This window comes from Polaribacter sp. (assembly GCF_024639685.1).
Lineage (GTDB): Bacteria > Bacteroidota > Bacteroidia > Flavobacteriales > Flavobacteriaceae > Polaribacter.
The window spans coordinates 102,053-115,680 of record NZ_JAHEHX010000020.1; the positions used below are offsets into that span (position 1 = coordinate 102,053).

Sequence of the window (13,628 nt, forward strand, 5' to 3'; positions counted from 1 at the left end):
TGAAACCAAATTAAAATCTCTGTTAAAGTAATTCTATCAATTTTAAGAATGTAACTATCTTTGCAGCATGTTAGAAGATAAAAATCAAAATAAAACGTCATTAGCCGAACTTGGTGAGTTTGGTTTAATAAGTCATATTACAAAATACTTTAAATTAAATCAAGAAACTACAGTAAAAGCGGTTGGTGATGATGCAGCAGTTCTAGAGGCTTCAGAACAACAAACTTTAGTTACCACAGATTTACTAATTGAGGGTGTTCATTTTGATTTAAGCTATATGCCTTTAAAGCATTTAGGTTATAAATCTGTAATGGTAAATTTATCTGATGTATATGCAATGAACGGAACTGCAGAACAAATTACGGTTTCTATTGCTGTTTCTAACAGGTTTCTATTAGAAGCAATTGAAGAACTATATGCTGGTATTCAGTTGGCTTGTGATACTTATAAAGTTGATTTAATTGGTGGTGATACCACTTCATCTACCAAAGGGATTTTAATTTCGGTAACAGCAATTGGTAAAGCCAACAAGGAAGATATAGTTTATAGAAATACAGCTAAAGAAACAGATTTAATAGTTGTCTCTGGAGATTTAGGTGCTGCTTATTTAGGATTACAAGTTTTAGAAAGAGAAAAGCAGGTTTTTAAAGTAGACCCAAACAATCAACCAGATTTAGATAACTATACTTATTTAATTGAGCGTCAATTAAAACCTGAAGCACGTAAAGATGTAGCTGGGCTTTTAAAAGAATTAGAAGTAAAACCAACTGCTATGATTGACATTTCTGATGGTTTATCTTCAGAACTTTTTCATATTTGTACACAAAGTAAAGTAGGTTGTAAAATTTATGAAGATAAATTGCCTTTAGATCCACAAGTAATTTCTGCCTGTGAGGAGTTTGAATTGGATTCTACTATGGTTGCTTTAAGCGGTGGTGAAGACTATGAACTTTTATTTACGGTACCAATCTCAGATTTTGACAAGGTAAAAGGCAATCCTAACTTTTCTATTATTGGTCATATCACAGAAGAAAACCAAGGTTTACAACTTATTACTAGAGCAAATCAAGAAATTGAATTAAAAGCACAGGGTTGGAATTCAATGCAAGAAGATTAATCTAATCTAACTTAGGTTTTTAGAATAGTATTAACTTAAAAAGTTCAATAAAATAGTCGACAAAGCTTCTTTGTTTTCTATATGACTCATGTGTCCACCATCTAAACCGATGAGTTCTGAGTTTGTTTTTTTAGCTTCTTTTTTCGCGGTTTCAAATTGTAGAACTGGATCGTTTTTACCTGCAATTATCAATTTTTTAAACTTATTTTCAGCTAAGACATGATTTCTATTTAATCGAATTCGCATGCCCTCATTCGCAGCAATATAACCTTGCTTTGTAGTCTTTAGAGCCTCATGTAAAGCAAACTCTATCTCTTTTGAAAATTTATCTCTACTACTTGCCGTAAATAAATTCACAAAAGACATACGTATTAAATTTTCAAAATTCTGTTGCGCCATATTGTTTGCTCTAATTCTTAATGCTTTACGAGCATCATCATCTTCATTTGAAGTTGAATTTAATAAACATAAACCTTTAATTTTAATAGGGTTTCTATCCGCTAATTTTAAAGCGACATAACCTCCTAAAGAATGTCCAATAATATAAAATCGTCTTAATTTTAGATGTTTTAAAACAGCTTCTATAGCTTCTGAAAATAAGGTTAAACTATGCACATAGCCCAAGCAATCTGTTTTTCCATGACCTAATAGATCTATAGCAATTACTCTATTTTTTTTAGCTAAAACTGGTGTAATATTTTTCCACATGGTTTTGTTTTCTAAAAAACCATGCAACAAAACTACTGCAGTCCCCTTTCCTATGTCAGAAAATGAAATGTTCGTATTTTTAAATAAGATCGATTTTTGCATCAAACAAAAATATGTATATTTCCGCTTTTAAATCAATCAAAAAATGAACAGAACAAAAAAAGTTTGGATTGCTGGTTTTGCACTCTTTTCACTTTTTTTTGGGGCAGGAAATTTAATTCTACCTCTATCTTTAGGAATTAAAGCCGGTTTAGATTGGTGGACTGTAATTTTAGGCTTTGTGACTACTGCTGTAGCTATACCTATACTTGCCATTTTTGCACATGCAAAACTACAAGGAACCTTATATGATTTCGGAAAAAAAATATCTCCAACCTTTAGTACATTATATTGTTTTCTAATTTACGGAATTGCAATTGCAATTCCTGGACCAAGAACAGCTGCTGTTACACACGAAATGACAGTGCAACCTTTTTTTGAAACCTCTAGACTCTTAACAAGTATTATTTATTTTGGCTTGGTCTTTGTTTTTGCTATGAATAGAAGTAGAATTATTGGACTCATAGGTAAATTTCTAACTCCTATAATTGTTTGTATTTTACTTATTATCATTGGTATTGCAGTTTTTAATGCTCCAGAAAACACACCTATTAGTAGTTTTAAAAATCCTTTTATAGACGGAGTATTAGAAGGCTACCAGACTTTTGATGCCATTGCCGGTGTTGTTGTAGGTGCTGTAATTATTATATCACTACAATATAGCTCTCATACCACATTTATTGCGAAAAAAAAATTAATTCGTAAAGCTGGCTTTATTGCTGGTATTGGATTACTTTTAATTTATGGAGGACTTATTTTAAGTGGATCTTTGTTTGCAACAACTTTTGCTGAAGATGCTTCTAGAACAGAAATATTAACAAGTTTAAGTATACAAACTTTAGGGAATTTAGGTACTACATTTTTAAGTGTTTTAGTGGCTTTAGCCTGTTTTACAACTGCTGTTGGTATTGTAACTGGAACCGCTGACTATATAAAAGGAATTTGTAACAACTCTCAAAAAGCATATATAATTACTGCTGTTATTGCCTCTCTAATAGGTGTTATTGTTGGAAGTTATCAAGTAGATTTTATCATTACAATTGCGGTACCAGCTTTAATGTTTTTATACCCGATAACAATCATGCTAATTCTACTAAACGTTGTGCCAGAAAAGTATGCTTCTAAATTAGTTTTTAGAGGTGTTGTATTAGTTACCTTTATTTTTAGCATTCCAGATTTTTTAGGTTTTATAATTCCGAGAGAGCATTTGTTAGGCATTAAAACTATAATCCCTTTAGCTAATGAAAGTTTGGGTTGGGTTTTGCCAGCTTTACTCACTTTTATTTTTTTAAATTTTATTAAAAAAATACGATAAAAAGGGTTGCATCATTTAATAGAATTATAACTTTTAGCAATTAATTCTAAATACTGTAAATTTGTATCATAAAACAACTGTTTGTTAAACTACTATAAATATCCGCATACAACTTCTAAAGAGTGGGTTACTTTTGTGCATGGTGCAGGAGGAAGTAGTTCTATTTGGTATAAACAAATTAGAGATTTTAAAAAACAATTTAATGTGCTTATTTTAGATCTAAGAGGTCATGGAGATAGCAAACCTAATCTAAAAGACACCTTTAATACAAAATACACGTTCGAATCTATAACTGCTGATATAGTTGAGGTAATAGATCATCTTAAAATAAAAAAATCGCATTTTATAGGCATTTCCTTAGGTACTATTTTGATAAGAAATCTTGCTGAGAAAAGACCAGAACTGGTTCAAAGTATGATTATGGGTGGTGCTATTATTAAGATGAATTTCCGTTCGCAAATTTTAATGAAAGTTGGTAACATTTTTAAATCGGTTGTGCCTTATATGATGTTGTACAAACTGTTTGCTTTTATAATTATGCCAAACAAGAATCACAAAAAATCGCGGTTGTTATTTGTAAACGAAGCAAAAAAATTATATCAAAAAGAGTTTATTAGGTGGTTTAAATTAACGTCAGAAATAAACCCGCTTTTGCGCTTTTTTAGGGCAAAAGATATTAAGATTCCTACTTTGTATGTAATGGGTTCTGAAGATCATTTGTTTTTACCTTCTATAAAAAATATTGTTGTAAAACACGTAACTTCTTCTCTTTTTGTAATAGAAAAGTGCGGACATGTTGTAAATGTAGAACAACCGGAAGTGTTTAATAATGAGACGATTGGTTTTATTAAGTCAGTAGCATAAAAAAGCGAGTTTTAAAACCCGCTTATCTTTTTATGAATTCATTAAATCTTCAATTTCATCTGCTTCAATAGGTATATTTCTCATTAAATTAAAAGGTTCTCCTTTTTCTTGAACAACAACATCATCTTCTAAACGAATACCGAAACCTTCTTCTGGAATATAAATTCCTGGCTCTACTGTGAATACCATATTAGCTATCATTGGTTTGTGAATCAAACCATAATCATGTGTGTCTAAACCAATATGATGACTTGTACCATGCATAAAATACTTTTTATAAGCTGGCCATTTTGGATCTTCATTTTGCACATCTGCTTTATCTAACAATCCTAATTTTAATAATTCTGATGTCATAATTTTACCAATCTCTACGTGATAATCTTTCCAAATTGTTCCTGGAACTAGCAGTTTAGTAGCTTCCTTTTTTACATGGTTCACAGCATTATAAACCTCTTTTTGTCTCTTAGAAAATTTACCAAAAACGGGTATAGTTCTAGATAAATCACTTTTATAGTTCGCATACTCAGCTGCAATATCAAACAAAATTAAATCGCCACTTTTACATTGTTGATTATTTTCTATGTAATGCAACACATTAGCATTGTTTCCTGAAGCTATAATTGGTGTGTATGCAAATCCTTTAGATCTATTTCTAACAAATTCATGCAATAATTCTGCTTCAATTTCATACTCCCAAACACCTGGTTTTACAAAGCCTAAAACTCTTCTAAACCCTTTTTCTGTAATATTACAAGCATGCTGCATTAAATCTAATTCAATTGTATCTTTAACTGCTCTTAAATCCTGTAAAATAGGGTTGCTTTTTGCTACAGAATGCGCAGGATATTTAGCCAATAACCATTTTGTAAATCTGTCTTCTCGTGTTTCTGTTTCTACAGAAGCTCTGTAATGTTCGTTTGTGTTTATGTAAAAATTATCTGCATAAGTAGACATTTCAAATAAAGTTTTTTCTAAATCTTGTAGCCAGAAAATGGATTGAATCCCACTTGTTTCTGTAGCAGCTTCTTTGGTCAATTTTTCACCTTCCCAAACTGCAATATGCTCATTAGTTTCTCTTACAAATAAAACTTCTCTTAAATCTTTATTTGGACAATCAGGAAATAATAGTAAAATACTTTCTTCTTGATCTACACCACTTAAATAAAAAATATCTCTATGTTGCTCAAAAGGCATAGTACTATCTGCACTAATAGGGTATATGTCATTTGAATTAAAAACAGCAATACTTTTAGGCTTCATTTGAGCCATAAAATTTTTGCGGTTTTTTATAAAAAGTTCTGAATTTATTGGGTCGTATTTCATGCGTACTTAAATTTTAATACACAAATGTAGCAATTATAAACTCAAAAAAAGAGTGCTAGTTTCGTTTACTTTTTGCCGCATCACTTCTGCCTCTTCCTGAATTATTCGCAGGCCTTCTGTGCTTATTATTGTTAGGCCTTCTTGATTTTTTTGGAGCATCTTTCTTACCATCTGATGCTTTTTTCTTTTTACCAAAAGAACCCTTGCTTTGAGTTGCAGCTCTTTTTGGAGGTGCAGTATCTGTTGGCTCAAAACCTTCAACAATTACTGACTTCAAGTTCTCTTTAAGTAACTTCTCTATCTCTTTTTGATACTCTGTTTCCTCACTACAAACTAAAGAAATTGCTTCACCTTCTGCACCAGCTCTTCCAGTTCTACCAATTCTATGCACGTAGTCTTCAGGTACATTTGGTAACTCATAATTAATAACATGAGGCAATAATGGAATATCTAAACCACGTGCTGCAATATCTGTGGCTACTAAAACTCTAATAGTGTTATCTTTAAAATTCTTTAACGCCTTAGTTCTTGCTCCTTGGCTTTTATTACCATGAATTGCTGCAGCAGAAATTTTAGATTTTATTAAGTTTTGTGTTAATTTATTTGCTCTGTGTTTTGTTCTCGTAAAAATTAAAACCTGATTCCAATTGTTCTCTTTAATAAGTTTAATGCTAAATTCAGTTTTCTTCTTTTTATCAATTTTGTAAACTTTATGAGAAACTTTTTTTGCTGTAGAGTTTTGTGGTGCAGTTTCAACCTCAACAGGGTTTCTTAAAATACCACTTGCTAATTTTTTTATTTCTTTAGAGAACGTGGCAGAAAATAATAAATTCTGACGTTTTACAGGCATATAACTAATAATCTTATTAATGTCTCTAACAAAACCCATGTCTAACATTCTATCTGCTTCATCTAAAATAAACACATCAATTCGTTTAAAAGACACTGCTTTTTGATCGTGCAAATCCAACAATCTTCCAGGTGTTGCTACTAAAATATCTACACCTCTTTTTAAGGTTGCAATTTGTGATGCAGCTTTAACTCCACCAAAAACTACTGCAGAATTTATATTAACGTACTTACTATATTCTCTAACATTATCATGCACTTGCGCAGCTAACTCTCTTGTAGGTGTTAACACCAAAGCTCTAATGGGCCTATATTTTGGATGTTTTGTTTCTGATAAATATTGCAAGACTGGTAAAGTAAATCCTGCAGTTTTACCTGTACCTGTTTGTGCAGAAGCAAGTACATCTTTTCCATTTAAAATATGTGGAATTGCCTTTTCTTGTATTGGAGATGGCTTTGTATATCCTTTTTCTTCTACTGCTTTTACAAAAGCATCAGATAAGCCTAATGATTTAAACGACATAATTTTTATTTAAGAAACAACGAATTATGTTGATTCTAAGTTGTTGCAAATGTACACTGATTCAAAGTCTAAAGATAATATTTGGACTCATATTTAAAAATTGAATACTAAAATGATTCGTTTCATAGATTTAAATCTAATTTAGAAAAATAAAAAAATTAACAGTGTTTTTTTAGAAAAAATGTATAAAAACCAATATTTTAGTAAAATAATTATAGGATTTATATTAAAAAAAACAATTCGAAAAACATCTTAATCATCATGAAAAAATCTATATTTTTTTTCTTCTTATTTGCTTCTTTTTTTTCTTTTAGCCAACAAAATCAAACAAGCGCTTCTTCGATTGCAGCTTCGCTAATTGAAAAAGAAAATCTTACTAAAAACTCATTAGTAAAAAACATCTCATTTACAAATATTGGGCCAACAGTAATGAGCGGTAGAGTTGCAGATGTAGCTGTAAACCCAAATAATACCACAGAGTTTTATGTAGGCTATGCCTCTGGTGGTTTATGGTACACAAATAATAATGGTACTACATTTACCCCTGTTTTAGATAACTCACCAACACAGAATATTGGTGATATTGCAGTAGACTGGAAATCAGGCAGTATTTGGGTAGGTACAGGAGAAAAGAATTCATCTAGATCTAGTTACGCTGGTATAGGTATTTTAAAGTCTACAGATAAAGGTAGAACTTGGCAAAATATGGGGTTAACAGATTCTCATCATGTAAGCCGTATTTTAATTAACCCAAATAATGCAAATGAAGTTGTAATTGGTGTTATTGGTCATTTATACTCTTCAAATGCTGAAAGAGGCATTTTTAAAACTACAGACGGTGGTAAAACTTGGGCAAAATCGTTGTTTGTAAATAACGATACTGGTATTATTGATGTAGCTGTTGCTCCAGAAAATTTTAACATTATGTATGCTGCTGCTTGGGAAAGAGAGCGTAAAGCTTGGAATTTTGATGGTGATGGTGCTAACTCTTCAATTTACAAGAGCACAGATGCAGGAAATACCTGGACTAAAATTTCTGACAACTCTGGTTTTCCTACAGGAAGTGGTGTAGGTAGAATTGGTTTAGCTGTATTTAATGAAAACACTGTTTATGCTTTGCACGACAGTCAATTTAGAAGACCAAAAGGAGCTACAAGAAAACCTTCTGACGCACTTACAAAAGAAGATTTTAAAACAATGTCTAATGCAGATTTTCTAAATTTAGACGATAAAAAAATAAATACTTTCTTAAAAAATAACGGTTTCCAAGAGAAGTACAGAGCAGAAAACGTAAAACAAATGGTTAGAGTTGGTAAAGTGAAACCCACAGATTTAGCTAGCTATTTAGAAGATGCAAATGCAATGCTTTTTGACACTCAAGTTATAGGTGCAGAAGTTTTTAAAACTACAAATGGAGGTAAATCATGGAAAAAAACACACGATAATTTCTTAGATGGTGTTTACAGTTCTTATGGGTATTACTTTGGTGAAATTCGTGTTGATCTACAAAATGAAAATGGCATTTATGTATTAGGTGTACCAATCATAAAATCTAAAGATGGTGGAAAAACATTTACATCAATCAGTAAAGAAAATGTACACTCAGATCATCAAGCTCTATGGGTAAACCCAAAAAAATCAGGTCATATTTTAAATGGTAATGATGGTGGATTAAACCTTTCTTATGATGACGGAGAAAACTGGACAAAGTTAAACGATCCTGCAGTTGGTCAATTTTACTCTGTGTATGCAGACACTCAAAAAAATTACAAAGTGTATGGTGGTTTGCAAGATAATGGAGTTTGGGTAGCAAACCATAATGCGAAAATTGATAAGTCATGGCTGCAAAGAGGTCAAAATCCATACGAATCAATTATGGGTGGAGATGGTATGCAGGTGCAAGTAGACGAAAGAAATCAAAACATTGTATATACAGGTTATCAGTTTGGAAACTACTACAGAATTGACAGAGAAAAAGGAAATCAAGTTTACATTCAACCAAAACATACTCTAGGAGAAACTCCATATCGTTTTAATTGGCAAACACCTATTCATCTTTCTAAACACAATCAGGATATTTTATATTTAGGAGGTAATAAATTACACAGATCTTTAAATCAGGGTGATGATTGGGAAACTATTTCTGACGATTTAACTACAGGTGGTAAAAAAGGAAACGTGGCTTATGGTACCTTAACCTCTATATCAGAAAGTCCGTTTCAATTTGGGTTATTATATGTTGGTTCAGATGATGGTTACATCAACTTAACTAAAAACGGAGGAGGAACTTGGACTCGTGTTTCCAACAATTTACCACAGAATTTATGGGTGTCTAGAGTAGTCGCTTCTGCACATAAAAAAGAGCGTGTTTACGCAACTTTAAATGGATATAGGTTTGATGATTTTACACCTTATGTATATATGTCTAATGATTATGGGAAAACTTGGACAAACATAGGTGAGTCAATTCCAACTTCTGCTGTAAACGTAATAAAAGAAGACCCTAAAAACGAAAATATCTTATATTTAGGTACAGATAATGGCTTATACATTTCTTTTAATCAAGGAAAATCTTGGGAAGCATTTAGCAACAATTTACCAAATGTAGCTGTACACGATTTAGTAATTCAACCAATAGCAAAACACTTAATTGTAGCCACACATGGACGTAGTTTATACAAAGCAGATATTTCTGCATTACAAACTATGAATACTGATGTTATTTCAAAATCAACTCATATTTTTAAAGTAAATAATATTAGAAAAAACAGAAACTGGGGACGTTCTTGGAGCCAATGGAGAACTGCTTACGAACCAGAAGTTACCATTCCTTTTTACTCAAATTTAAACAGAAAAAGTATGGTTTTTATTTATCACAATGATATTAAGGTTAATGAAATGCAAATTGATGCTGCTAAAGGATACAATGAAGCTAACTTTGATCTTACCTTCTCTAAAAAAGGTTTAAAATCTTTTGAAAGAGCAAACAAGAAAACCAAAATTAGAGCTGCTCAAAATGGAGCTAACTATTTACCAAAAGGTATTTACATCGTTAAAATAGGTTCAGAATCTACTAATTTTAGTATAAAATAAACTTCTTTTTTTTAATTTCATAAAAAAACAAGGTTACTTAATCTATATACACAATTGTTTAATTTTTAGCTATAAATCAAACAATTGTGTATTTTTTTTTGAAATTTAAGTATTTATTTAAAACTATTCTAAATACTAACGAAAACGTTATAAATCTTTTGCGATACATTTGTTTAAGCCTTATTTTTGTGTGAAATTTATAATTAAATTATACAATGAGCGGATTTTTCAAATCTTCAATAGGTAGAAAGGTGTCTATGGCACTCTCTGCGTTTTTCTTAATGGTTTTTCTATTACAGCATCTATCAATAAATATGATGTCTGTATTTAGTGCAGAATTATTTAATGAAGTATCACATTTCATGGGTTCAAATCCAGTTGTCCAATTTGCCTTGCAGCCTGTGTTAATTTTTGGGGTTGTTTTTCACTTTGTAATGGGTTTGATTCTAGAAATTAAAAACAACAAGGCAAGAAAAGTGTCTTATGCGCAGAACAATGGTGCTGCCAACTCAAGTTGGATGAGTCGAAACATGATTTGGTCTGGTTTGGCAATTTTAGCATTTATTACTTTACACTTTATCGATTTTTGGTTTCCAGAAATCAATACTAAATTTATTCAAGGCGATTGGTCTGGTTTGCATAATGGCGAATTTAGATATTACCATGAATTGCAAGAAAAGTTTGTAAACCCAATTAGAGTTGCTGGTTACTGTATTGCTTTTGTATTCTTAGGTTTACATTTAGCACACGGTTTTACTTCAGCATTTCAATCTGTTGGTGCAGCTTCACTTCGCAAAAAATTAGGTGTAATAGGAAAAGCATATGCAATTATTGTTCCATTAGGATTTATAATTATTGCGCTTTATCATCATTTAAATCATAACCATTAATCTTAAATAACTATGGCTTTAGATTCAAAAGTACCAAAAGGTCCAATTAAAGATAAATGGACTGAATATAAAAATCATATTAATTTGGTAAATCCTGCCAACAAACGTCATATAGATGTAATTGTAGTAGGTACAGGTTTAGCAGGTGGTTCTGCTTCTGCAACTTTAGCAGAATTAGGCTACAATGTAAAAGCTTTTGCATACCAAGATTCTCCAAGAAGAGCGCACTCTATTGCAGCTCAAGGAGGTATTAATGCAGCAAAAAATTATCAAGGAGATGGAGATTCTACCTACAGATTATTTTATGATACTGTAAAAGGTGGAGATTACAGATCTCGTGAAGCAAACGTATATAGACTAGCAGAGGTTTCTGCAAACATTATAGATCAATGTGTGGCACAAGGTGTACCTTTTGCACGTGATTATGGTGGTTTATTAGATAACCGTTCTTTTGGTGGAGTTTTAGTTTCTAGAACTTTTTATGCCAAAGGTCAAACCGGTCAGCAATTATTGCTAGGTGCATATTCTGCAATGAACAGACAAATTGCACGTGGTAAAATAGAAATGTTTAACAGACACGAAATGTTAGACGTTGTTATTGTAGATGGTAAAGCAAGAGGAATTATTGCACGTAACTTAGTTACAGGAGAAATTGAGCGTCATTCAGCACACGCAGTTGTAATTGCTTCTGGTGGTTATGGAAACGTATATTTCTTATCTACAAATGCAATGGGTTCTAATGTAACTGCAGGTTGGAAAGTGCACAAAAAAGGAGCATATTTTGCAAACCCTTGTTATACACAAATACACCCAACATGTATTCCACGTTCTGGAGACTATCAATCTAAATTAACCTTAATGTCTGAATCATTAAGAAATGATGGACGTATTTGGGTACCAAAAAATTTAGAGGATGTAAAGTTAATTCGTGAAGGAAAGAAAAAACCTACAGAATTATCAGAAGACGAAAGAGACTACTATTTAGAAAGAAGATATCCTGCTTTTGGTAACTTAGTACCAAGAGATGTTGCTTCTAGAGCTGCAAAAGAACGTTGTGATGCTGGTTATGGAGTAAATGCTACAGGTGAAGCTGTATACTTAGATTTTGCTTCTTCTTTTGTAAGATATGGTACAGAGCAAGCAAAAGTACAAGGAATTAAAAATCCTACAGATGCTAAAATAAAAGAATTAGGTCAAGAAATTGTAAAAGCCAAATATGGTAACCTATTTCAAATGTATGAGAAAATTGTAGATGAAAACCCATATGAAACACCTATGATGATTTACCCAGCTGTACATTATACAATGGGTGGTGTTTGGGTTGATTATAATTTGATGACTACAATACCTGGTTGTTATGCTATTGGTGAAGCAAATTTCTCAGACCATGGTGCAAATAGATTAGGAGCATCTGCCTTAATGCAAGGTTTAGCAGATGGATATTTTGTATTACCATATACTATTGGAGATTATTTAGCTGATGATATTAGAACAGGTAAAATATCTACAGAAACTCCAGAATTTGAGGCTGCAGAAAAAGAAGTAAGAGAAAGAATCGAATTCTTTGTAAATAATAAAGGAATGCATTCTGTAGATTACTACCACAAGAAATTAGGGAAAATTATGTGGGACAAATGTGGAATGTCTAGAAATGCAGAAGGTTTAAAAACTGCAATTCAAGAAATTTCTGACTTACGTAAAGACTTCTGGCAGAATGTAAATGTACCTGGTACAGATACAGAGTTTAATGAGCAATTAGCTAAAGCTGGTAGAGTTGCAGACTTCTTAGAGTTAGGAGAATTATTTGCAAAAGATGCTTTAGAAAGAGAAGAATCTGCAGGAGGACACTTCAGAGAAGAACATCAAACTGAAGAAGGAGAAGCAAAAAGATTAAAAGAATTTCAATTTGTTTCTGCATGGGAATATAAAGGAGAACCTAAAGATGCTGTTTTACACAAAGAGCCTTTAGAGTATGAGAATATAGAAGTAAAAGAAAGAAGTTATAAATAAAAAAGATAGCAATGAATTTAACACTTAAAATTTGGCGTCAAAAAGATGCTTCAACCAAAGGTAAAATGGTTGATTATAAAGTTACTGAAATTTCAGAACACATGTCTTTTTTAGAAATGATGGATGTTTTGAACGAACAATTGGTAAACTCTGGTGAAGAACCTGTTGCTTTTGATCATGATTGTAGAGAAGGTATCTGTGGTATGTGCTCTATGTATATTAATGGTGAAGCACATGGACCAGATAGAGGTGTTACTACCTGCCAATTACACATGCGTATGTTTAAGGATGGTGATACTATTACCATAGAACCTTGGAGAGCAGCAGCATTTCCTGTCATTAAAGATTTAGCAGTAGATAGATCTGCTTTTGATAGAATACAACATGCAGGAGGTTACATTTCTGTAAATACATCTGGTAACACTCAAGATGCAAATGCAATACCAATTAAAAAAGAAGCAGCAGATACAGCAATGGATGCAGCTACTTGTATTGGTTGTGGTGCTTGTGTAGCTACTTGTAAAAACAGTTCTGCAATGTTATTTGTTGGTGCTAAAGTATCTCAGTATGCACTATTACCTCAAGGACAAGTAGAAGCAGCAGACAGAGTTAAAAACATGGTTGCTCAAATGGATTTAGAAGGTTTTGGTAACTGTACTAACACAGGAGCTTGTGAAGTGGAATGTCCTAAAGGAATTTCTTTAGAAAACATTGCAAGAATGAATAGAGAGTTAATGAAAGCTTCTGTTTAAAATTAAGTAAAAACTTTCAGATTAAGTGATCACGCTTATTTAGCATGATTGTACGGATAATTTACATAAAAAACCCAAAAACTAT

General features: G+C 32.0%; 10 protein-coding genes. 7 read left to right on the forward strand and 3 right to left on the reverse strand.

The window, feature by feature from the left end; translation table 11 throughout:
• The first annotated feature begins 67 nt into the window (after positions 1 to 67).
• A complete protein-coding gene (gene thiL, locus Q0L44_RS09320) occupies positions 68 to 1,117 on the forward strand; it encodes a thiamine-phosphate kinase (RefSeq protein ID WP_296637800.1) in 1,050 nt (349 codons plus the stop codon).
• Between the two features lie 30 nt (positions 1,118 to 1,147).
• Here the strand turns inward: thiL and Q0L44_RS09325 are convergent, their stop codons facing one another.
• Positions 1,148 to 1,927: an alpha/beta hydrolase gene (locus Q0L44_RS09325; protein WP_296637802.1), complete on the reverse strand. Its 780-nt coding sequence runs from the start codon at positions 1,925 to 1,927 to the stop codon at positions 1,148 to 1,150.
• A 43-nt stretch (positions 1,928 to 1,970) separates the two neighbouring features.
• On the opposite strand from Q0L44_RS09325, the gene brnQ reads away from it, so the two are divergent.
• Positions 1,971 to 3,239, forward strand: a complete 1,269-nt coding sequence (brnQ, locus tag Q0L44_RS09330) for a branched-chain amino acid transport system II carrier protein (RefSeq protein WP_296637804.1) — start codon at positions 1,971 to 1,973, stop codon at positions 3,237 to 3,239.
• Between the two features lie 81 nt (positions 3,240 to 3,320).
• Entirely contained in the window at positions 3,321 to 4,103 is a 783-nt protein-coding gene (locus Q0L44_RS09335) for an alpha/beta hydrolase (RefSeq protein WP_296637806.1), read from the forward strand.
• A gap of 30 nt (positions 4,104 to 4,133) precedes the next feature.
• Here the strand turns inward: Q0L44_RS09335 and Q0L44_RS09340 are convergent, their stop codons facing one another.
• Together Q0L44_RS09340 and Q0L44_RS09345 are read right to left on the reverse strand one after the other, a co-directional pair.
• Positions 4,134 to 5,426 (reverse strand): aminopeptidase P family protein, encoded by a 1,293-nt coding sequence (locus Q0L44_RS09340; RefSeq protein WP_296637808.1) that lies wholly within the window; start codon positions 5,424 to 5,426, stop codon positions 4,134 to 4,136.
• 55 nt (positions 5,427 to 5,481) lie between these two features.
• On the reverse strand, positions 5,482 to 6,798 hold the full coding sequence (locus Q0L44_RS09345; RefSeq protein ID WP_296637810.1) for a DEAD/DEAH box helicase: 1,317 nt from the start codon (positions 6,796 to 6,798) through the stop codon (positions 5,482 to 5,484).
• Positions 6,799 to 7,059: 261 nt separating this feature from the next.
• Between Q0L44_RS09345 and Q0L44_RS09350 the strand changes: the two genes are divergently transcribed.
• The 4 genes from Q0L44_RS09350 (at position 7,060) to Q0L44_RS09365 (ending at position 13,543) form a co-directional block, all read left to right on the forward strand.
• Positions 7,060 to 9,891 carry a glycosyl hydrolase gene (locus Q0L44_RS09350; protein ID WP_296637811.1) on the forward strand — a complete coding sequence of 944 codons (2,832 nt, stop codon included), beginning with the start codon at positions 7,060 to 7,062 and terminating at the stop codon, positions 9,889 to 9,891.
• 215 nt (positions 9,892 to 10,106) lie between these two features.
• The gene (locus Q0L44_RS09355; RefSeq protein WP_296637813.1) at positions 10,107 to 10,781 is read left to right on the forward strand and encodes a succinate dehydrogenase cytochrome b subunit; all 675 of its coding nucleotides are present in this window, start codon (positions 10,107 to 10,109) and stop codon (positions 10,779 to 10,781) included.
• A 12-nt stretch (positions 10,782 to 10,793) separates the two neighbouring features.
• The gene (locus Q0L44_RS09360; RefSeq protein WP_296637815.1) at positions 10,794 to 12,791 is read left to right on the forward strand and encodes a fumarate reductase/succinate dehydrogenase flavoprotein subunit; all 1,998 of its coding nucleotides are present in this window, start codon (positions 10,794 to 10,796) and stop codon (positions 12,789 to 12,791) included.
• A gap of 11 nt (positions 12,792 to 12,802) precedes the next feature.
• Positions 12,803 to 13,543: a succinate dehydrogenase/fumarate reductase iron-sulfur subunit gene (locus tag Q0L44_RS09365; protein WP_296637817.1), complete on the forward strand. Its 741-nt coding sequence runs from the start codon at positions 12,803 to 12,805 to the stop codon at positions 13,541 to 13,543.
• The last annotated feature ends 85 nt before the right edge of the window (positions 13,544 to 13,628 follow it).